The sequence below is a fragment of the Pseudomonas sp. MPC6 genome, from assembly GCF_006094435.1.
Lineage (GTDB): Bacteria > Pseudomonadota > Gammaproteobacteria > Pseudomonadales > Pseudomonadaceae > Aquipseudomonas.
This window is the reverse complement of the sequence record NZ_CP034783.1, coordinates 5,110,957-5,132,088: the sequence shown is the minus strand read 5'-3', so window position 1 is coordinate 5,132,088 and position 21,132 is coordinate 5,110,957. Positions and strand designations below refer to the sequence as shown.

Sequence of the window (21,132 nt, the reverse complement as noted above, 5' to 3'; positions counted from 1 at the left end):
CAACCATGACCGCCATCGCTCGTATCACCCTGCTCAGTATGGTTTTGGGGTTAAGCGCTTGCGCGGTCCAGCGACCCGAGCCGACACCGACGCCGCTGCCGCCGATCCCGCCTTCGCAGCCCCGCCCGACGCCGTCTACCGCACCGACGCCGAGCAAGCCGAGCATTCCGGCCAAGCCCGCCAAACCGCTGCCTCGCACCTCCGCCAGCTTCGCCCCGCCACCGGGTGGCAGCAGCCACTGGGATCCCAAGCTCAGCGTGTACGTGCTCGATGATCAGCCCAACACCTTCTACCGCCAGCGCACCTACTACCGCTGGAACAACGGCTGGAGCCGTTCGATCAGCCCCAACGGGCCGTGGGAAGAGACCACTATCCAGGGCGTGCCGGGCGGGTTGGGACGGCAGTTCGGGCAGTAACAGTCAGCACATCACAAGGCGACCTTCGGGTCGCCTTTTTTGTGGGTCGTCCAGGGATAGTGAATTCAACTCAACACCCTGTGGTTGACCCTTGCGGCTCAACCTTTCACAAAACCTTCATCAAATAGATAACCCAGCGACATGTGCAAGTCATAGGGCTGACACAGCCTGTGCCTAAAGTCGGTTGAACTTCAAAGCGGCCATGGACGGCTGTTCAACCAGACAGAGAAGCCCATGAACGCAGCTATCCATGTCGATCATCTGAACAAGACCTTTGCGCGCAAGACTGCACTGGTCGACCTCCAACTCACCATCGGTGCCGGTGAGATGGTCGCGCTGATCGGCGCTTCCGGCTCCGGCAAATCCACCTTGTTGCGCCACCTCGCGGGCCTGGCCTGTTGCGATCGCAACAATGGCGGCAGCGTCAAGGTGCTGGGGCGGGAAGTGCAGGCGTCCGGCCGGCTCAATGGCAAGGTTCGTCGCTTGCGGGCCGATATCGGCTACATCTTCCAGCAGTTCAACCTGGTCAACCGCCTCAGCGTGCTCGATAACGTGCTGCTCGGCTGCCTGGGCCGCATGCCACGCTGGCGCGGCAATCTGGGCCTGTTCAATGCCGAGGAAAAACAGTTCGCCATGGAGTCCCTGGACCGTGTCGGCCTGGCCGACCTGGCGGCGCAACGGGCGTCGACCTTGTCCGGCGGCCAGCAGCAACGGGTGGCGATCGCCCGCGCCCTGACCCAGCGTGCCGAGGTGATTCTGGCCGATGAGCCCATCGCGTCCTTGGACCCGGAGTCGGCGCGCAAGGTCATGGAGATCCTCGCCGACATCAACCGCCGCGACGGCAAGACCGTGGTGGTCACCCTGCATCAGGTCGATTACGCCACGCGTTATTGCCCGCGTGCCGTGGCACTCAAGGGCGGGCGCATCCATTTCGATGGCCTCGCCGCCGACCTCAGCAGTCAGTTCCTCAATGATCTGTACGGCGCCGACCTCGACGCCAGCCTGATGTTTTCCGAGCAGGCCCGCCGCCCCGAACCCGCGCCCCGGCTGGTGCTGGCTCGCGTGTGAACACCCCCCATTTTGCACCCTCAGGAATCCTTTCCATGTTGAACCGTATCGGTCGCGTTTTTGCTGGCGCAACACTCCTTGCAAGCTGCGTACTGGGCACCGCCCAGGCGGAAGATAAAGCCATCAACTTCGGCATCATGTCCACCGAGTCTTCGCAGAACCTCAAGAGCATCTGGCAGCCGTTTCTGGACGACATGCACAAGAAGACCGGCCTGAAGATCAACGCCACCTTCGCCTCCGACTATGCCGGCCTGATCCAGGGCATGCGCTTCAACAAGGTCGACGTCGCCTGGCTGGGCAACAAGGCCGCCATCGAAGCGGTAGACCGCTCCAATGGCGAGATCTTCGCCCAGACCGCAGCCGCCAGCGGTGCCGCCGGCTACTGGAGCCTGCTGATCGTGCGCAAGGACAGCCCGATCAACTCCGTCGACGACATGCTGAAAAACGCTAAGTCCCTGACCTTCGGCAACGGCGATCCGAATTCCACCTCGGGCTATCTGGTGCCGGGCTATTACGTGTTCGCCAAGAACGGGGTCGATGCGGCCACCGCGTTCAAGCGCACCCTCAACTCCAGCCATGAGGTCAACGCCTTGAGCGTGGCCAAGGGGCAACTGGATGTGGCGACGTTCAACACGGAAAGCTGGGACCGCCTGGAAGTGACCCAGCCGGACAAGGCTGCATTGCTCAAGGTGATCTGGAAGTCGCCGCTGATCCCTGCCGACCCGTTGGTGTGGAGCAAGGCCCTGAGCGATCGCGAGAAGAACAAGATCCGCGATTTCATCTTCAGCTATGGCGATACCGAGTCCGAGAAAGCGGTGCTCAAGGGCATGCAGCTGGGCAAGTTCCTGGCCTCCAGCGACGACCAGTTGCTGCCGATCCGTCAGCTTGAGCTGTTCAAGCAGCGCACCACGATCAATGCCGACACCAAGCTTGAGGCGGCGGACAAGGCCAAGCGCCTGGCCGAGATCGATGCCGAGCTGGCGAAGCTGCAAGAGCGCCTGACCTTCCTTGAGAAATCCACCGATAAAAAGACCGCCAATGCCGGTTGATCCACCGCGGGGCTCTTGTAGGAGCGAGCTTGCTCGCCAAGAACTCAAGGGCCCCGCGTTTCTCCAGGCTTCCCGCGTCATCGTTAACGACCATCGCGAGCGAGCTCGCTCCTACAGGTTTTTGCATTGCGCATTTTTAGAGAAACCCTATGACCACTCTGCACGCTGAAGCTGTCGGCAAGCGCACCTGGCCGCAGTACGCCGGTTGGGGCTTGTTCCTGGTCCTGCTGGCCTGGGCCTGGCACGGCGCCGAGATGAACCCGATGGCGCTGTACCGCGATTCGGGAAACATGGCGACCTTCGCCGCCGATTTTTTCCCGCCTGACTTCCACGAATGGCGCGCCTACCTCAAGGAAATGATCGTCACCGTACAAATCGCGTTGTGGGGCACGGTGCTGGCGATCGTCTGCTCGATCCCCCTGGGGATTCTCTGCTCCGAGAACATCACCCCCTGGTGGATTCACCAGCCGCTGCGGCGGGTGATGGATGCCTTCCGTTCGATCAACGAAATGGTGTTTGCCATGTTGTTTGTGGTGGCGGTCGGGCTGGGGCCATTCGCCGGGGTGCTGGCGCTGTGGATCAGCACCACCGGGGTGCTCGCCAAGCTGTTCGCCGAAGCGGTCGAGGCCATCGACCCGGGCCCGGTGGAAGGTGTTCGCGCGACCGGTGCCAGCGCCCTGCAAGAGGTGATCTACGGCGTTATTCCGCAAGTGATGCCGCTGTGGGTGTCCTACGCGCTTTACCGTTTCGAGGCCAACGTGCGCTCGGCGACGGTGGTCGGGATGGTCGGTGCCGGCGGGATCGGGGTGATTCTGTGGGAGAACATCCGCGCCTTTCAGTTCGTCCAGACCTGTGCGGTGTTGCTGGTCATCATAGTCGTCGTCAGCCTGATCGACATCCTGTCGCAACGCCTGCGCAAGCGGTTCATCTGAATTTCGGAGGGGTGCCCCCGGGCGCTTTTTTTTAAGCATGCAGTTGTCTAGACAAGATGAACCGGTGTACCGCGAACTGGCCGACATCCTGCGCCGTGAGCTGGCCGATTATCAGGCCGGGGATTTCCTGCCGGCGGAGGTGCAGTTGGCCGAACGTTTCGGGGTCAACCGCCATACCTTGCGCCGCGCCATCGATGAGCTGGTGTTCGAAGGCAGCCTGTTGCGCCGCCAGGGCAAGGGCACTCAAGTGCTGGAGCGGCCGCTGATTTATCCGATGGCGGCCGACAGTGCCTACAGCCAGTCGTTATCGGCCCAGGGCCTGGGCGTCGAGGCGGTGCTGCTCAAGCGCCGTTACTGCTTTGCCAGCCGCGAAGAGGCGCAACACCTCGGTCTTGCCGAGATGGCCCCGATGATCGAATTGCAGACGTTGCGCAAGCTCGACCACCAGCCGGTCAGCCTGATCCGTCATCGCTATTGCGCCAGCCACGCGCCGTTGCTGGCCGACTACACCGGCGGATCCCTGCGGCAGTACTTGAGCGAACGGGACCTGCCACTGACCCGCACCCTGAGCCTGATCGGCGCCCGTTTGCCCAGCCGCGAAGAAGCCGCGTTGCTGATGATGCCCCGGCACTTGCCGGCGCTGAGTGTGTTCACCCTGTCCCGCGATCGCGACGGCCGCCCGGTGGAGCTGGCCCAGTCCACCAGCCGTTCGGATCGCTTCCAGTACCAGGTCGTCATCTGATGGAGAACTCAACCATGAACCCTGTTCCTTACGCTGCGCGGCAGCACTGGATCGGCGTGCTGGCCCGCGCCCGTCGCGGCGAATTGCAGCCGTTTGAGGCCGCGCTGCGCGACATTGAATACCAACTGATCCGCGCCCCGGAAATCGGCATGACCCTGGTCCGTGGCCGCATGGGCGGCAACGGTGCGCCCTTCAACGTCGGCGAAATGAGCGTGACCCGCTGCGTCGTGCGCCTGGCCGATGGGCGTACCGGTTACAGCTACCTGGCGGGCCGCGACAAGGTCCACGCCGAGTTGGCGGCCCTGGCCGACGCTCATTTGCAGGGCACGCAACAGCGTCGTTGGCTTGAAGAAGTGATCACGCCGCTGGCCAGCGCCCAGGCACAACGCCGGGCGCAAAAAGAGGCGGAAACCGCCGCCACCAAAGTCGAATTCTTCACCCTCGTGCGAGGAGAAAACTGATGAGCGCACCGTTGTTGCAACCGGCGTTCAACGACCCGGTGCTGGATGCCCAGCGCGGTTTTCGCGCCGCGCTCAAGGCGCTGGCCGGGCCCGGATCGATCCAGACCCTGCACGCCTCCCCACGCCTTGAAGGGTTGGCGCCGGCGACCTACGGGTTGTGCCTGGCCTTGCTGGATGCCGACACGCCGCTGTGGCTGGCACCGTCCTTCGACACGCCGACGATCCGCGCCAACCTGGCCTTTCACTGTGGTTGCCCGCTGACCCCACGCCGCGAAGATGCGCGGTTTGCCGTGCTCGCGGCCGAGGACCTGCTCGATCTCAGCGACTTCGACCATGGCAACGATCGCTACCCGGATCAGTCCTGCACTTTGCTGGTTCAGCTGCCGAGCCTGGACGGCGGGGCAGGGCTGGGCTGGCGCGGACCGGGGATCGAGCACGAGCACGGCGTGGCGCTGCCCGTGGCCGATGGCTTCTGGCGTGAACGTGAACGGCGCAACGAATTTCCCCGGGGACTGGACCTGTTTTTCAGCGCCGGTCACGACGTTATCGGCCTGCCGCGCAGCACGCGGGTCATCCACACCACCCAGGAGCCTGTCTGATGTATGTAGCCGTCAAGGGTGGCGAACAGGCCATCGACAACGCCCACCGTCTGCTGGCCAAAAAACGTCGGGGCGATCCTGCAGTCACTGAACTCGGCGTCGAGCAGATCCGCCAGCAACTGCCGCTGGCCGTGGCCCGGGTGATGAGCGAAGGCTCGCTGTACGACGAGGAACTGGCCGCACTGGCGATCAAGCAAGCGGCGGGGGATCTGGTCGAGGCGATCTTCCTGCTGCGGGCCTATCGCACTACGTTGCCGCGTTTCAGCCCGAGCCTGCCGATCGACACCTCAAACATGCAGCTCAGTCGACGTTTGTCGGCCACCTTCAAGGACGTGCCGGGCGGGCAGTTGCTGGGGCCGACTTTCGATTACACCCATCGTCTGCTGGACTTTGCGTTGCTTGCCGAAGGCGAATACCCGGGGCCGGCCGTCACTGCGGATGCGCGTCTTGAACCCTGCCCACGGGTGCTCGGTTTACTGGCCAAGGAAGGCCTGATCAAGAACGAGGCCGACAACAGCGACAGCGTCGCGGACATCACCCGCGACCCGCTGGAACTGCCCGCCAGCCGCGCCCAGCGCTTGCAGGCCCTGGCCCGTGGCGATGAAGGGTTTCTGCTGGCGCTGGGTTATTCCACCCAGCGCGGATATGGCCGCAATCATCCGTTCGCCGGGGAGATTCGCATCGGCGAGGTCGAGGTGTGGATCGACCCCGAAGAGCTGGGTTTTCCCGTCTGCCTGGGCAGCATCGAAGTCACCGAGTGCGAAATGGTCAACCAGTTCGTCGGCTCCGCCACCGAGCTGGCGCAGTTCACCCGCGGTTATGGCCTGGCCTTCGGCCACGCCGAGCGCAAGGCCATGGGCATGGCGCTGGTCGACCGTGCGCTGCGGGCCGGGGAGTACAACGAAGAGATCCTGTCCCCGGCGCAACAGGAGGAGTTCGTGCTGATGCACTGCGACAACGTCGAGGCCGCCGGTTTTGTCTCGCACCTCAAATTACCGCACTACGTGGACTTCCAGGCCGAGCTGGAGCTGATCCGCAAACTGCGCAAACCGGCCGAGGGCCACAGCCATGAATGACCTGAGCAACCCGATGAAGGACCGGGCGCCTGTGCGCGATGCGGCGTACAACTTCGCCTACCTCGATGAGCAGACCAAACGCATGATCCGACGCGCCTTGCTCAAGGCGGTGGCCGTCCCCGGTTACCAGGTGCCGTTCGGCGGGCGCGAGATGCCGCTGCCATACGGTTGGGGCACCGGCGGCATGCAATTGACCGCGGCCATTCTCGGTGCCGACGACGTGCTCAAGGTTATCGACCAGGGCGCGGACGACACCACCAACGCGGTGTCGATCCGCCGCTTCTTCGCCCGCACCGCTGGCGTCGCCACCACTGAAAACACCCCGGACGCCACGGTGATCCAGACCCGCCACCGCATCCCGGAAACCCCGCTGCACGCCGAGCAGATCATGGTCTACCAGGTGCCGATCCCCGAGCCGTTGCGCTTTATCGAACCCTCGGAAACCGAGACCCGGACCATGCACGCGCTCAATGATTACGGGGTGATGCACGTCAAACTCTACGAGGACATCGCCACCTTCGGCCACATCGCCACCGCGTACGCCTACCCGGTGATGGTCGACGAACGCTACGTGATGGACCCCTCGCCAATCCCCAAATTCGACAACCCCAAGCTCGACATGAGCCCGGCACTGATGTTGTTCGGCGCCGGCCGGGAGAAACGCTTGTACGCGGTGCCGCCGTACACCCGGGTCACCAGTCTCGACTTCGAGGATCACCCCTTCGAAGTGCAGAAGTGGGACCAGTGCTGTGCCATTTGCGCCAGCCATGATTCGTTCCTCGATGAGCTGATCATCGACGACGCCGGGACCCAGCGCTTCGTCTGTTCCGACACCTATTACTGCGCCCAGCGCGTCAGCCAGCAGGAGCAGGGCCAATGAACCAGGCGCTGAAAAACCCACTGTCCACCGTCACCGCCGAGCCTTTGCTGCGGGTACGCGAACTGTCGTTGTTGTACGGCCTGGAGAAGGGCTGTCAGGACGTCAGCTTCGACTTGTACCCAGGCGAAGTACTGGGGATTGTCGGCGAGTCCGGTTCGGGCAAGTCGACCTTGCTCTCGTTGCTCAGCGGCCGCCTGCCGCCCCAGCGCGGCAGCATCGGCTACCGCGACAAACAGGGGCAATGGCTCGATCTGTACAGCGCCAGCGAAGCCGAGCGCCGAACGTTGCTGCGCACCGAATGGGGCTTTGTCGAACAGAACCCGCGCGACGGCTTGCGCATGGGCGTTTCCGCCGGTGCCAACATCGGTGAACGCCTGATGGCCCAGGGCGTGCGCAATTACCAGCAATTGCGCGGCGCCGGGATCGACTGGCTGAGCCAGGTGGAAATCGACCCGCTGCGCATCGACGACCTGCCCCGGACTTTCTCCGGCGGCATGCAGCAGCGCCTGCAAATCGCCCGCAACCTGGTGTCGAGCCCGCGCCTGGTGTTCATGGACGAACCGACAGGCGGACTCGACGTGTCAGTGCAGGCGCGTTTGCTCGACCTGCTGCGCGGGTTGGTGCGGGAACTGGACCTGGCGGTGGTCATCGTCACCCACGACCTGGCCGTGGCGCGTCTGCTGGCGGACCGGCTGATGGTGATGCGGCGCTCGCGGGTGGTGGAAACCGGCCTGACCGACCAGATCCTCGACGATCCGCAACACCCTTACTCGCAACTGCTGGTGTCCTCGGTGTTGCAGCCGTGAAGCCCCGCCCCTCTGTGGAAAATCGAGCGATGAATACCTTGATCGAAGTCCGTGACCTCTCGAAAACCTTCACTTTGCATCAACAGCACGGGGTGGTCCTGAACGTGCTGCGCGGGGTGGATTTCAGCGTGGCGGGCGGTGAATGCCTGGTGCTGCATGGCCAGTCCGGCGCCGGTAAAAGCACCTTGTTGCGCACCCTGTATGGCAATTACCTGCCGGCCGGCGGCAGCATTCGCGTGCAGCACGACGGTGACTGGCTGGAGCTGGTGGGCGCCGAGCCGCGGGACATTCTCCAGGTGCGCCAGCGAACCCTGGGCTATGTCAGTCAATTCCTGCGGGTGATTCCACGGGTGGCCTGCCTGGACGTGGTGATGGAACCGGCGTTGGCCCGCGGCTGGTCAACACACCGGGCGCAATCGCGCGCCGAGCTGTTGCTCAGCCGTTTGAATATCCCGCAACGCCTTTGGCAATTGGCCCCCGGCACCTTCTCCGGGGGCGAACAGCAACGGGTCAACATCGCCCGCGGCTTCATGGTGGCCTGGCCGGTGATGCTGCTCGACGAACCGACCGCGTCCCTGGACGACACCAATCGCCAGGTGGTGCTGGAGCTGATGAACGAGGCCAAGGCGGCAGGCGCCGCGTTGATCGGCATCTTCCACGACCGCACCGCCCGCGAAGCGGTTGCCGATCGCCATCTCGACATGACCCCAGCCGCCGTCAACCATGAGGAATACGCCGATGCCCGTTGAACAGATCCTCAGCAATGCCCGCCTGGTCACCGCTGACCGGGTGTTCCTCGGCACCCTGATGCTGCGTGACGGCATGATTGCCGACATCGCCGAAGGCCCGAGCCGGTTGTCCCAGGCCCAGGACCTGAGCGGCGATTTCCTGTTGCCGGGGCTGGTCGAGCTGCATACCGACAACCTGGAAAGGCACATGACCCCGCGCCCCGGCGTCGACTGGCCGTCGACCTCGGCGGTGCTCAGCCACGATGCGCAGATCATCGCGGCCGGCATCACCACGGTGTTCGACGCCGTGTCCATCGGCGATGTGAACCCCAAGGGCAATCGCATGCAGAAATTGCCGGCGATGCTCGAAGCGATCTCCAGCGCGTCCCGCGCCGGGCTGACCCGCGCCGAACACCGTTTGCACCTGCGATGCGAACTGTGTCACCCCGACACCCTGAGTGTGTTCCGCGACCTGGTGCAACATCCCCTGGTGCAATTGGTGTCGGTGATGGACCACTCGCCGGGTCAGCGCCAGTTTGTGCAGGAATCCAAGTACCGTGAGTACTACATGGGCAAGTACCACCTGACGACCCTGCAAATGGATGAATTCATCGAGTTGCAGATGGCCAACTCACGTCAGTACAGCACCCGCTATCGCGCGGCGATTGTGGAACATTGCCTGGCGCTTGGCCTCTCGGTGGCCAGCCATGACGATGCGACCCTGGCGCATGTCGAAGAGTCGGCGCGCTACGGCATGACCATCGCCGAGTTCCCGACCACCGTCGAGGCCGCGCAGGGCAGCCAACAACGGGGGATGAAGGTGTTGATGGGCGCACCGAACATCGTGCGCGGCGGTTCCCACTCGGGTAACGTCGCCGCGGCAGACCTGGCGGCTGCGGGGCTGCTGGATATCCTGTCCAGTGACTACTACCCGGCCAGTCTGCTGCAGGCCGCGTTTTTGCTGGCGGCCCAGGACAATAACTGCGACCTGGCGCAGGCGGTGCGCATGGTCACCCAGGCCCCGGCCAGGGCGGCAGGTTTGAACGATCGCGGCGAACTGGCACCGGGCTTGCGCGCGGACCTGGTGCAGGCCCGAAGCCAGGACGGATTGCCGGTCGTACAACAAGTCTGGCGACAGGCGAAGAGGGTGTTTTGATGGCGGGCAGGTTGATCTATCTCATCGGACCTTCCGGTTCAGGCAAGGACAGCCTGCTGGAGGCGGCACGGGTGCCGTTGGCCGATCGCGGCTGTCGCATGGTGCGGCGGGTCATCACCCGCTCGGCGGAAGCGGTAGGGGAGGCGGCGCAAGGTGTCACTGCGCAACAGTTCGCCGACATGGAGGCGCAGGGCGCGTTTGCCCTGAGCTGGCACGCCAATGGCCTGGCCTATGGCATCCCGCGGGAAATCGACGACTGGCTGGCGGCGGGGCAGGACGTCCTGGTCAATGGCTCCCGCGGCCATTTGCCAGCTACGCGCCGGCGTTATCCAAACCTGCTCGTGCTGTTGCTGACCGTGGATCAAGCCGTTTTGCGCCAGCGCCTGCTGGCACGGGGGCGGGAGTCGGTCACCGAGATCGAGGCGCGGCTGGCGCGCAATGCCCGCTTCAGCGAGCGCGTGCTCGCCGGGCACGATCCGGCAGTGCATGTGCTCGACAACTCCGGGCCGCTGAAGCACACGGTCGAACGTTTGCTGGCCTGCGTCGACGGACAATCCGAATGCGCCTGACCTTGCTCGGCACCGGTGATGCGCGACAGGTGCCGGTCTACGGCTGCGACTGCGCAGCCTGTGACCTGGCGCGCAAGGACGAACGCCGCAGGCGTCGCCCCTGCAGCGCCTTGATCGAATGTGGCGATCAGCGCTGGTTGATCGACAGCGGCCTGCCGGACCTGACCGAACGCTTCCCGCCGCGCAGCTTCAACGGCATTTTCCAGACCCACTACCATGCCGATCACGCCCAGGGCCTGCTGCATTTGCGCTGGGGCCAGGGGCTGGTCATTCCGGTGCATGGGCCGGTGGACCCGGAAGGCCTGGCCGACCTCTACAAACACCCCGGCATTCTCGACTTCAGTCAGCCGTTCGCAGCCTTCGATACCCGCCGGTTTGGCGCACTCAGCGTCACGGCGTTACCGCTGCAACACTCCAGGCCAACTCTCGGCTACCTGCTGGAAGGCGAGGGACGGCGCATCGCCTACCTGACCGACACCGTAGGCTTGCCGCCGGCCACCACCACCTGGCTGCAACAGGCGCCCCTTGATGTCTTGGTTCTCGACTGCTCGATACCGCCACAGCCCCAGGCGCCGCGTAACCACAACGACCTGAACCTGGCGTTGCGGTGCATTGAAGCGCTGCAACCGGAGTTGGCGGTGTTGACCCATGTCGGCCATGCGCTGGATGCGTGGTTGCTGGAGCATCGGGGCCAATTGCCAGGGAATGTCACTGTGGGATTCGATGGGTGTGAGGTTTAGCGCCCTGGGGAGCAGCAGTCAGAGAATGGCCGCATAGAGAGTCAATGCTTTACTCGACTGAACCAGGCCCTGACGCAAAAGAAGATCGAGATAGGTGTTGACGTCTATCGGTGGCATCTTCAACTGCTTCCGTTGGCGTTGGGCCGCCGCTATCACTGCTGCCGGGTCCAGGTCAAAGAGGTTGTCGACGAACTGGTCAGGATGCTGAGCCTCGATACCGAAAGGACCTGGTACCTCACGAGGGAAGTCTTTCTGATTGAAAGTGTTCTGTTGGTCAAAAATCTGGATGTGCTGAGTTTCGATTTGAGTCGTGAGGAAGGCAGCCAAGGTGCGCTGGCCTTCAACAGTAGCCTGCACCTCACGCTCCATGGGTAAGGTAATTGGAATCGATGAGGGTAAGACTCATGCTGGGTGGGAGCTTCAATCACCCGCCGTAAACCAACGCTTTTTGACGTTCACGCGCTAGCGAGCGAACGTTTCTCTGAAACACTCAAAAACCGCAACAACGCCAGCAACGGAAACGCACTGCCGACGATCACGATCCACAACCAGCCGCCATGCTCATACACCGCACTGGCCACCGACGAACCAAACGCGCCACCGATGAAGATGCTGGTCATGTACAGCGCATTCAACCGACTGCGGCTTTTGGCGTCGAGGGCGTAAATCGCGCGTTGACCGAGCACCATGTTCATCTGCACGCAAAAGTCGAGAACCACACCGGTGACCGCCAGGCCGATGACGCTGTAGACCGGATGGATGAAGGCCGGCAGGAAGCTCAGGCTGGCGAACAGCAGCGCCAGCAACGAAGCGATGCGGGTGTGGCCGGCATCGGCCAGGCGACCGGCGATGGGCGCGGCAATGGCGCCGATGGCCCCGACCAGGGCGAAGATCGCGATCTGGGTTTGCGACAGGCCATGATTGCGCGCCAGTTCCAGCGGCACGGCGGTCCAGAACAGGCTGAAGGTCGCGAACATGCAGCCCTGATACAGCGCGCGCTGACGCAGTACCGGTTCTTTACGCAGCAGGGTCCAGAGCGAACCCAGCAACTGGCCATAAGTAGCGCTGTGATCAGGCTGGCGCTTGGGAATGGTCACCGCCAACACGATGCTGATCGCGGCCATCAATACCGCTGCAATCACAAACATCGCCCGCCAGCCGAAATGGTCAGCCACCAGGCTGGACACCGGACGCGCCAGCAGAATCCCCAGCAGCAAACCACCCATGATCCCGCCGACCACCCGACCGCGAGACTCTTCCGGCGCCAGGTGCGCGGCCAGCGGAATCAGGATCTGCACCGACACCGAACTGAAACCCACCAGCAGTGAAATCAGCAAAAACACGTTCGGCTGATCGGTGAACGCCGCGCCCAGGAGGCTGGCAATCGCCACCACACTGGTGATGATCATCAGTCGGCGGTTCTCGAGCAGGTCACCCAGCGGCACCAGGAACAGCATGCCCAACGCGTAACCGATCTGGGTCAGCGAAACGATGAAACTGGCCATGGAGCTGCTCAGGCCGACGTCCGGAGCGATCAGATCGATGATCGGCTGGGCGTAGTAGAGGTTGGCCACAATGGCGCCGCAGCAGAAGGCGAACAGCAGGACCATGCCTCGGGTCATTGTCGCGGTACCGTGGGGCAACTGGGTGGCTGGGCTCATAACGGGTCTCGCTGAACTGTAGGGAAGGTGCGCAGGCTAAGCGGCGGGCCAAAGCGGTGGAAGAGGGATTGGAGTGATAGTCATCATGCCTGTGCGCAATGAATGTCCCTGGTTGGCGTGGTTGCGGAAGTACCTTATGTCAAAAATTCGAGGTCTGATGATACATTCACTTACATCTTGTTCGATAGCGTGCTTATGTTCTCAATTTCGGCTGGCAAGGACGGCGTTGCACCACCAATGTGACGGCGCGTCCAAATCCCTGTGGGAGCGGCGGTGCGGCGATTCCACAGGAATAATGTCGTACGAGGATTCTGTGACCGCAGAAAACCCACAAAAAAGGCGACCTCTGCAGGTCGCCTTTTTCGTTGGGCTCAGCGCTTACTGACCGCTGTAAATCTGATCAAACACCCCGCCATCATTGAAGTGGGTCTTCTGCACGGTGCGCCAGTCACCAAAGGTTTTCTCCACCGACAGGAAGTCCACTTTCGGGAAGCGGTCGGTGTACTTCGCCAATACCGCCGGATCACGTGGACGCAGGTAGTTCGCCGCGGCGATCTCCTGGCCTTCCGGCGACCACAGGTACTTCAGATATTCCTCGGCCGCAGCGCGGGTGCCTTTCTTCTCGACCACTTTGTCGACCACGGAGACCGGTGGCTCGGCTTCGGCGGAGACGCTTGGGTAGATGACTTCGAACTGATCGCGGCCAAACTCGCGAGCGATCATTTCCGCTTCGTTTTCGAAGGTCACCAGCACGTCGCCAAGCTGGTTGGTCATGAAGGTGGTGGTGGCTGCGCGGCCCCCGGTGTCCAGCACCGGCGCTTGTTTGAACAGCTTGCCGACGAAGTCCTTGGCTTTGGTTTCGTCACCGCCATTCTTCAGCACATAACCCCAGGCCGAGAGGTAGGTGTAGCGGCCGTTACCCGAGGTTTTCGGGTTCGGCACAATCACTTGCACGCCATCCTTGAGCAGGTCCGGCCAGTCTTTCAGGGCTTTCGGGTTGCCTTTACGCACGATGAACACGGTGGCCGAGGTGAAAGGCGCGCTGTTGTTCGGCAGGCGAGTGACCCAGTTGTCCGGGATCAGTTTGCCGTTGTCCGCCAGGGCATTGATGTCGGTGGCCATGTTCATGGTAATGACGTCGGCTGGCAGGCCGTCGATCACCGAACGCGCCTGTTTGCTGGAGCCACCGAAAGACATCTGCAGGGTGATGTTTTCGTTGTGCTCGGCTTTCCAGTGTTTCTGGAACGCAGTGTTGTAGTCCTTGTAGAAATCTCGCATCACGTCGTAGGACACGTTAAGCAGGGTCGGTGCGGCTTGCGCCACGCTGGTCAGGGCCAAGCCAGCGGCCAGAAGTGAGGCGCCAAAGAGTTTTTTCACTGCGCATTCCTTGTTTTTTGTAGGAGCCGGCTTGCCGGCGAAGGTCTAAAGGGCGCCGCGTTCCTTCAGCAAACAGGCGTTATCGTTAGAGACCTTCGCCGGCAAGCCGGCTCCTACAGGGTTTGTTGTCAGTCATCGAGAGGTGTTGCCACCGTTTTGCCAGCGACTATAGCCGGACACGCATAGTCCTTTAAAGATTAAAAAGTGCTTTGCTTATTCCAGTTTCTTAAACAATGCGTTGCCGCAGCGCGAGCAGAATGCCGCCCCTTGTTCGTGGGTGTTTTTCTTGCACACCGGACAATCGGTCTGCTGCTGTTCACCGCGCATCGCGTTCGCCAGTTCGGCGGTGAAAATCCCGGTCGGCACCGCGATGATCGAATAGCCGGTGATCATCACCAATGACGAAATCACCTGACCCAATGGCGTCCTGGGCACGATGTCGCCGAAGCCCACGGTGGTCAGCGTCACGATAGCCCAATAGATGCCTTTGGGAATGCTGGTGAAGCCGTGTTCCGGGCCTTCGATCACGTACATCAGCGTGCCGAACACCGTGACCAGCGTGCAGACACTGACCAGAAACACCACGATCTTCTGTTTGCTGCCGCGCAGCGCCGACATCAGGTAGTTGGCTTGCTTCAGATAAGGGCTGAGCTTGAGCACGCGGAAAATTCGCAGCATCCGGATGATCCGGATAATCAGCAAGTACTGCGCGTCGCTGTAATACAACGCCAGGATGCCGGGCACGATGGCCAGCAGATCCACCAGCCCGTAGAAGCTGAATGCATAGCGCAACGGCTTGGGCGAGCAATACAGGCGAAGACCGTATTCGATGACGAAGATGATGGTGAAGCCCCACTCGATATACGCCAGCACATTGGCGTAGTTCTGGTGGACCGTGTCGATGCTGTCGAGCATCACGATCACCAGGCTGGCGAGGATGATCAACAGCAGAATGCCGTCAAAGCGCCGTCCGGCCTTGGTCTCGCTCTGGAAAATCATGACGTAAAGCTCTTCACGCCAGTTTTTGCTGCTGTCCATGGAAAACGCCTGAACCGGGAATCAGCGAAGCCTAGGGTGATTCCCGGTGGTTGCGCAAGGCGCGCTGTCCAAGGGGGGCTTGGCGCGGCACACGAATGCTCGCCTGGATCAGCCAACAGGCGAGGATGAACGGCGCGGTCAAAGTGGCCAGGCCGAGTGCGGCGAAGCCGGGTGTGAGCAGTATTGCCAGGACAATGCCCAGCAGCGGCAGCCAGGGGTGGCGGCGAACCTGACTCAAGGCGAGGGCGGCGAGCGCCGGGTTGTAGCCGCTCAACCCCTGCAGCGCGCTTGAAGTATCGTGATGTAACAGCGCGAATCCGAGGCCGGCCATCGAGCCGAGCAGCCCCCAGAGAAAGGCCCGGCGATCGGCGATCAGCAGACCCGCCGCAATCAGTGCACCGGCCAACGGATGCCCCAGGAACACCACTTGACCGAAGCCCTTCAATGAGGCGGCGAGCAGGTTGAGGGTATTCATTTCGAGCAGCGGCGCCGGATGTCGCGGCGTGGCAAACGAGAGCAGCCACCAGCTCAACCCGACATAGGGGAGAGTGTAGGCGGGCAGGGAATGTTGATCGCGGGTGCGTTTAAGCCATTGTTGAGTCAGCATCGCACACAGGCCACCGGCGGCGATGATCAGCGGCGGCAACATCGCGGACCAGGGGTAACACAGGCACAGCAGCATGCCGAGCAAAATACCGTTGTAGCAGAATAGCCCGGCCTGGCGATCGGCCTTGGCGTAGCCGCGACGTTGGGCGGTGAACAGTCCGGCGACGCCACCCAGCAGCGCACCGCCGAGCAGGGAGGGCGCGGTGAAAAGAATGGCCAACAGGCACAGCAGGCCGCACAGCGGGTGACGCTGGAGGAAAATCTGGCTGAAGCCGTTGAGCAGGGCGGTGGCCCAGTCGGGGCAGTGGGTGTTGAAGTGGTGGGCTGGCATGATGGGGTCTGTGGGTTTCAGTTAAACCGTGTCGCCTGCTTCGCGAGCAAGCCCGCTCCCACATTAGTCTTGTGTCGATCAAAGATTAAATGTGGGAGCGGGCTTGCCCGCGAAGGGGCCGGTGCAGATGCTAAATCAACGTCTCGATGCGCAGCGAGTTAGTCGACCCCGGCTGCCCGAACGGCACTCCCGCCGTGATCAATAACGTATCCCCGCGCTGAGCCATGCCCTGCGCCTGCGCAATCTCCAGCGCTGTCGAGCACACCTCGTCCACCTGCCGCAACCGGTCATTGACCACCGAGTGCACGCCCCACGCCACCGTCAACCGGCGCGCGGTCTGCAGGTTCGGCGTGAGGTTGAGGATCGGCACCGTCGGCCGTTCCCGTGCCGCACGCAAACTCGACGTACCCGACTCGCTGTAATTCACCAGCACCGCCACCGGCAGCACATTGCTGATGCGCCGGATCGCACAGCTGATGGCGTCGGACACAGTGGCCTCGGCCTTCGGCCGGCTGACGTCGAGTTGCGCCTGATAGTCCGGGCCGTTTTCCACCTGGCGGATGATCTTGCTCATCATCTGCACCGCTTCCAGCGGGTACTCGCCGGACGCGGTTTCCGCCGACAGCATCACCGCGTCCGCGCCTTCGGCCACGGCGTTGGCGACGTCGGTCACTTCGGCACGGGTGGGCGCGGGAGAGAAGCGCATCGACTCCAGCATCTGTGTCGCCACCACCACCGGTTTGCCCAGCTCGCGGCAGATGCCAATGATGTTTTTCTGAATCTGCGGCACGCTTTCGGCCGGCACTTCCACGCCCAGGTCACCGCGGGCGACCATGATCGCGTCGCTCAGCTCGGCGATTTCCCGCAGTTGCGCCACCGCCGACGGCTTCTCGATCTTGGCCATCAAAAACGCTTTGTCGCCGATCAGTTCGCGGGCTTCGCGAATGTCTTCCGCACGCTGTACGAACGACAGCGCCACCCAGTCCACACCCAGTTCCAGGCCGAAGCTCAGGTCGCGACGATCCTTGGCGGTCAGCGGGCTCAGCTCGAGCACCGCTTGCGGTACGTTGACGCCTTTGCGGTCCGACAGTTCGCCGCCATTGAGCACGGTGGTGTCGATGGCCTCGGCGTATTTGCTGACCACGCGCAGCCGCAGCTTGCCGTCATCGAGCAACAGGTCCATGCCCGGTTCCAGCGCAGCGATGATTTCCGGGTGGGGCAAATTGACCCGCCGCTGATCCCCCGGCGTCGGGTCCAGGTCCAGACGCAGTGCCTGACCGCGATGCAGTTGCACCTTGCCGTCGGCGAACTTGCCGACCCGCAGTTTCGGACCCTGCAGGTCCATCAGAATGCCCAGCGGATAATTCAGCTGGCGCTCGACTTCACGAATCCACTGGTAGCGCTGGGCGTGGTCGGCATGATCGCCGTGGCTGAAATTCAAGCGGAAGATGTTGACCCCGGCCTGCACCAGCTCACGGATGTCATCGATCCCGTGCGTGGCCGGACCGAGGGTGGCGAGGATTTTGACTTTTTTGTCAGGCGTCATTGTTTGTGCTCTCGAGAATCAGGATGGCGCGGAAGTCATTGACGTTGGTGCGGGTTGGTTCGGTGACGATCAGGGCGTCCAGCGCCGCGAAATAGCCGTAGCCATTGTTGTTGTCCAACTCGTCGCTGGCGCTCAGGCCGAGAGAGGCGGCGCGGGCGTAGCTGTCCGGGGTCATGAGCGCGCCGGCGTTGTCTTCGGAGCCGTCGATGCCATCGGTGTCACCGGCCAGGGCGTAGACGCCGGGCAGGCCTTTGAGGCTGTCGGTCAGGCTCAGCAGGAACTCGGCGTTGCGTCCGCCACGGCCGTTACCGCGCACCGTGACGGTGGTTTCACCGCCAGAGAGGATCACGCAGGGGGCCGCCAACGGCTGGCCATGGCGCACGATCTGACGGGCGATGCCGGCGTGAATCTTGGCCACTTCCCTGGATTCGCCTTCCAGGTCACCGAGGATCAGCGGACTGAAACCGGCCTGACGGGCTTTCACCGCCGCGGCCTCAAGCGATTGCTGGGGGCGGGCGATCAATTGGAAATGACTGCGCGCCAGGCTCGGATCGCCGGGTTTGACCGTTTCCGATTCCGGGCTTTGCAGCCAGTTGCGCACGGAGGCAGGCACTTCAATGCCGTAGCGCTTGAGGATCGCCAACGCTTCGCTGGAGGTGCTCGGGTCGGCCACGGTCGGGCCGGACGCGATGACCGTGGCGAGGTCGCCCGGTACATCGGAAATGGCGTAGGTATAAACAGTGGCAGGCCAGCAGGCTTTGCCTAGACGGCCACCCTTGATCGCCGAGAGGTGCTTGCGCACGCAGTTCATCTCGCCAATGGTGGCGCCGGATTTGAGCAGGGCTTTGTTGATCGATTGCTTGTCGGCCAGGGTGATACCGGCCGCGGGCAGCGCCAGCAATGCCGAGCCGCCGCCGGAGAGCAGGAAGATCACCCGGTCTTCTTCAGTCAGGTTGCTGACCAGTTCCAGCACGCGTTTGGCGACGGCCAGGCCGGCCGCATCAGGCACCGGATGCGCGGCTTCGACCACTTCGATTTTTTCGCACGGGGCGCCGTGGCCGTAACGGGTCACCACCAGACCGCTGACTTCACCCTGCCAGCAACGCTCGACCACCCGGGCCATGGCCGCCGCGGCTTTGCCGGCGCCGATGACGATCACCCGACCGCTGCGGTCAGTGGGCAAATGGGCTTCGAGGACTTGCTCTGGATGGGCGGCGTCGATGGCTGTGGCAAACAGCTCGCGCAGCAATTGTTGCGGATCGACCGACATGGCGGGCTCCCGGAATTCTTGTTATGTGGAGGGCAACTCGGTTCCTCTGTGGGAGCGGGCTTGCTCGCGAAAGCGGTGTGTCAGTCAACATTTTTGTTGAATGTGAAGCCGTCTTCGCGAGCAAGCCCGCTCCCACAGGGGTTTTGTGCAGGGCTCGCTTATTTATCGCGAATAGAGAAATTCGCCATGTGTTCCAGGCCCTTGATCAGCGCCGAGTGGTCCCAGTTGCTGCCACCGATGGCCGCGCAGGTGCTGAACACTTGTTGGGTGTTGGCGGTGTTCGGCAGGTTGATCCCCAGTTCACGCGCGCCGGCCAGGGCCAGGTTGAGGTCCTTCTGGTGCAGGCTGATGCGGAAGCCCGGGTCGAAGGTGCCTTTGATCATGCGCTCGCCGTGGACTTCGAGGATCTTCGACGAAGCGAAACCGCCCATCAGGGCTTCACGCACCTTGGCTGGATCGGCACCGTTCTTCGAGGCGAAAAGCAGGGCTTCGGCCACGGCCTGGATATTCAACGCGACGATGATCTGGTTCGCCACTTTCGCGGTCTGACCGTCGCCGTTGCCACCGACCAGGGTGATGTTCTTGCCCATGGCCTGGAACAGCGGCAACACGCGTTCGAAGGCATCGGCATCGCCGCCGACCATGATGCTCAGGGTCCCGGCCTTGGCGCCGACTTCACCGCCGGACACTGGCGCGTCGAGGTACTGCGCGCCTTTTTCGTTGATTTTGGCCGCGAACGCCTTGGTGGCAGTCGGCGAGATCGAGCTCATGTCGATCACCACCTTGCCTTTGCCGACACCGGCCGCAACGCCGTCGGCGCGGAACAGCACGTCGTCGACCTGTGGAGTATCCGGCACCATGATGATGATGAATTCGGCTTCCTGGGCGACTTCTTTCGGGTTGGCCAGGGCGACCGCGCCAGCGGCGATCAGGTCGGCCGGGGCGGCGTCGTGGTGCGCCGACAGGAACAGGCTGTGCCCGGCTTTCTGCAGGTTCAACGCCATTGGGTGGCCCATGATGCCGGTGCCGATAAATCCGATTTTAGCCATGAGAAATTCCTCTTGTTTTTTTCTTGCTCAAGCAAATAGGGGAGCACTGCTTTTGTAGGAGCCGGCTTGCCGGCGAAGAGGCCATCACATCCAGCCTCTTTATTGGCAGTGACATTGCCTTCGCTGGCAAGCCAGCTCCTACAGGGATCTGTGTCAGATTGCGTTATGGGTTTTCAGCCAGCCCAGACCCGCTTCAGTGGTGGTCAGCGGCTTGTATTCACAGCCAACCCAACCCTGGTAACCGATGCGGTCCAGGTGTTCGAACAGGAAGCGGTAGTTGATTTCACCGGTGCCCGGTTCGTTGCGCCCCGGGTTGTCGGCCAACTGGATGTGGTTGATCTCGCCCAGGTGCGCGGCCATGGTGCGGGCCAGGTCGCCCTCCATGATTTGCATGTGGTAGATGTCGTATTGCAGGTACAGATTGGCGCTGCCGACCTGCTCGCGAATCGACAGGGCTTGCGCCGTGTTGTTCAGGTAGAAACCGGGAATGTCGCGGGTGTTGATCGCTTCCATCACCAGTTTGATGCCCGCCGCTTGCAGCGTGTCGGCCGCGTACTTGAGGTTGGCGACGAAGGTTTTTTCCACGGTGGCATCGTCGACGCCTTGTGGACGGATACCCGCCAGGCAGTTGACCTGGGTATTGCCCAGCACTTTGGCGTAGGCGATCGCCAGCTTGACCCCGGCGCGGAACTCTTCGACCCGGTCCGGCAGGCAGGCGATACCGCGCTCACCCTTGGCCCAGTCACCGGCCGGCAGGTTGAACAGCACCTGGGTCAGGCCGTTGGCGTCGAGCCTGGCCTTGATCTCGGCGGAGCTGAAGTCGTAAGGAAACAGGTATTCGACGCCACTGAAGCCGGCCTTGGCGGCCGCCTCGAAACGGGCAAGAAAATCCTGTTCGGTGAACAGCATGGACAGGTTGGCTGCGAAACGCGGCATGGTGGTTTCCCTTGAATGTGTGAGGTCCCCCCTTGTAGGAGCCGGCTTGCTGGCGAAGGGGTATCAGACACATTCATGTCGATTGACACACCGCTT

21 protein-coding genes and 2 pseudogenes are annotated in these 21,132 nt (G+C 62.6%); 14 read left to right on the top strand and 9 right to left on the bottom strand.

Annotated elements, in window-relative coordinates:
• The first annotated feature begins 5 nt into the window (after nt 1-5).
• The 14 genes from ELQ88_RS25670 to phnP all read left to right on the top strand — a co-directional run bounded on the left by ELQ88_RS25670 (nt 6) and on the right by phnP (nt 11,222).
• Nucleotides 6-416, top strand: a complete 411-nt coding sequence (locus ELQ88_RS25670) for a hypothetical protein (protein ID WP_138968572.1) — start codon at nt 6-8, stop codon at nt 414-416.
• Between the two features lie 234 nt (nt 417-650).
• Entirely contained in the window at nt 651-1,484 is an 834-nt protein-coding gene (phnC, locus tag ELQ88_RS25665; RefSeq protein WP_128869711.1) for a phosphonate ABC transporter ATP-binding protein, read from the top strand.
• A gap of 35 nt (nt 1,485-1,519) precedes the next feature.
• A complete protein-coding gene (gene phnD, locus ELQ88_RS25660; RefSeq protein ID WP_128869712.1) occupies nt 1,520-2,533 on the top strand; it encodes a phosphonate ABC transporter substrate-binding protein in 1,014 nt (337 codons plus the stop codon).
• Nucleotides 2,534-2,682: 149 nt separating this feature from the next.
• Nucleotides 2,683-3,465, top strand: a complete 783-nt coding sequence (gene phnE / locus ELQ88_RS25655) for a phosphonate ABC transporter, permease protein PhnE (protein ID WP_138968570.1) — start codon at nt 2,683-2,685, stop codon at nt 3,463-3,465.
• Between the two features lie 37 nt (nt 3,466-3,502).
• A complete protein-coding gene (phnF, locus tag ELQ88_RS25650) occupies nt 3,503-4,207 on the top strand; it encodes a phosphonate metabolism transcriptional regulator PhnF (RefSeq protein ID WP_138968568.1) in 705 nt (234 codons plus the stop codon).
• Between the two features lie 14 nt (nt 4,208-4,221).
• Nucleotides 4,222-4,668 (top strand): phosphonate C-P lyase system protein PhnG, encoded by a 447-nt coding sequence (gene phnG / locus ELQ88_RS25645; protein ID WP_138968566.1) that lies wholly within the window; start codon nt 4,222-4,224, stop codon nt 4,666-4,668.
• Entirely contained in the window at nt 4,668-5,267 is a 600-nt protein-coding gene (phnH, locus tag ELQ88_RS25640; protein WP_138968564.1) for a phosphonate C-P lyase system protein PhnH, read from the top strand. Before phnG ends, phnH begins: the two co-directional genes overlap by 1 nt.
• Entirely contained in the window at nt 5,267-6,343 is a 1,077-nt protein-coding gene (locus ELQ88_RS25635) for a carbon-phosphorus lyase complex subunit PhnI (protein WP_138968562.1), read from the top strand. Before phnH ends, ELQ88_RS25635 begins: the two co-directional genes overlap by 1 nt.
• Before the next feature lie 13 nt (nt 6,344-6,356).
• A complete protein-coding gene (locus tag ELQ88_RS25630) occupies nt 6,357-7,223 on the top strand; it encodes an alpha-D-ribose 1-methylphosphonate 5-phosphate C-P-lyase PhnJ (RefSeq protein WP_168187304.1) in 867 nt (288 codons plus the stop codon).
• Nucleotides 7,220-8,029, top strand: a complete 810-nt coding sequence (gene phnK / locus ELQ88_RS25625) for a phosphonate C-P lyase system protein PhnK (RefSeq protein WP_128869717.1) — start codon at nt 7,220-7,222, stop codon at nt 8,027-8,029. The genes ELQ88_RS25630 and phnK overlap by 4 nt, the downstream gene beginning before the upstream one ends.
• A 29-nt stretch (nt 8,030-8,058) precedes the next feature.
• Nucleotides 8,059-8,778 carry a phosphonate C-P lyase system protein PhnL gene (gene phnL, locus ELQ88_RS25620; protein ID WP_138968560.1) on the top strand — a complete coding sequence of 240 codons (720 nt, stop codon included), beginning with the start codon at nt 8,059-8,061 and terminating at the stop codon, nt 8,776-8,778.
• The gene (locus ELQ88_RS25615) at nt 8,768-9,913 is read left to right on the top strand and encodes an alpha-D-ribose 1-methylphosphonate 5-triphosphate diphosphatase (RefSeq protein ID WP_138968558.1); all 1,146 of its coding nucleotides are present in this window, start codon (nt 8,768-8,770) and stop codon (nt 9,911-9,913) included. Before phnL ends, ELQ88_RS25615 begins: the two co-directional genes overlap by 11 nt.
• Nucleotides 9,913-10,482, top strand: coding sequence for a phosphonate metabolism protein/1,5-bisphosphokinase (PRPP-forming) PhnN (phnN, locus tag ELQ88_RS25610; protein WP_128869720.1), 570 nt, complete (start codon nt 9,913-9,915; stop codon nt 10,480-10,482). The genes ELQ88_RS25615 and phnN overlap by 1 nt, the downstream gene beginning before the upstream one ends.
• Complete coding sequence (phnP, locus tag ELQ88_RS25605) at nt 10,473-11,222, top strand: phosphonate metabolism protein PhnP (protein ID WP_138968556.1); 750 nt, start codon at nt 10,473-10,475, stop codon at nt 11,220-11,222. Before phnN ends, phnP begins: the two co-directional genes overlap by 10 nt.
• 273 nt (nt 11,223-11,495) lie before the next feature.
• On the opposite strand, the pseudogene ELQ88_RS35070 reads toward phnP, so the two are convergent.
• The 9 genes and pseudogenes from ELQ88_RS35070 to hyi form a co-directional block, all read right to left on the bottom strand.
• Nucleotides 11,496-11,591 (bottom strand): annotated as a pseudogene (locus ELQ88_RS35070) (DNA-binding protein); the annotation flags it as partial.
• Between the two features lie 86 nt (nt 11,592-11,677).
• Nucleotides 11,678-12,883 (bottom strand): MFS transporter, encoded by a 1,206-nt coding sequence (locus tag ELQ88_RS25595; protein WP_138968554.1) that lies wholly within the window; start codon nt 12,881-12,883, stop codon nt 11,678-11,680.
• A gap of 378 nt (nt 12,884-13,261) precedes the next feature.
• Nucleotides 13,262-14,260, bottom strand: coding sequence for a sulfate ABC transporter substrate-binding protein (locus ELQ88_RS25590; protein ID WP_064680773.1), 999 nt, complete (start codon nt 14,258-14,260; stop codon nt 13,262-13,264).
• 213 nt (nt 14,261-14,473) lie between these two features.
• Entirely contained in the window at nt 14,474-15,298 is an 825-nt protein-coding gene (locus tag ELQ88_RS25585; RefSeq protein WP_128869723.1) for an ion transporter, read from the bottom strand.
• Between the two features lie 21 nt (nt 15,299-15,319).
• A pseudogene (locus ELQ88_RS25580) lies at nt 15,320-16,235 on the bottom strand (urea transporter).
• A gap of 130 nt (nt 16,236-16,365) precedes the next feature.
• Complete coding sequence (gene pyk / locus ELQ88_RS25575; RefSeq protein ID WP_128869725.1) at nt 16,366-17,781, bottom strand: pyruvate kinase; 1,416 nt, start codon at nt 17,779-17,781, stop codon at nt 16,366-16,368.
• Complete coding sequence (locus ELQ88_RS25570) at nt 17,771-19,051, bottom strand: glycerate kinase (protein ID WP_138968550.1); 1,281 nt, start codon at nt 19,049-19,051, stop codon at nt 17,771-17,773. Before ELQ88_RS25570 ends, pyk begins: the two co-directional genes overlap by 11 nt.
• Nucleotides 19,052-19,209: 158 nt before the next feature.
• Nucleotides 19,210-20,100, bottom strand: coding sequence for a 2-hydroxy-3-oxopropionate reductase (locus tag ELQ88_RS25560; protein WP_128869374.1), 891 nt, complete (start codon nt 20,098-20,100; stop codon nt 19,210-19,212).
• Nucleotides 20,101-20,253: 153 nt separating this feature from the next.
• Complete coding sequence (hyi, locus tag ELQ88_RS25555) at nt 20,254-21,036, bottom strand: hydroxypyruvate isomerase (protein WP_128869375.1); 783 nt, start codon at nt 21,034-21,036, stop codon at nt 20,254-20,256.
• Between the last annotated feature and the right edge of the window lie 96 nt (nt 21,037-21,132).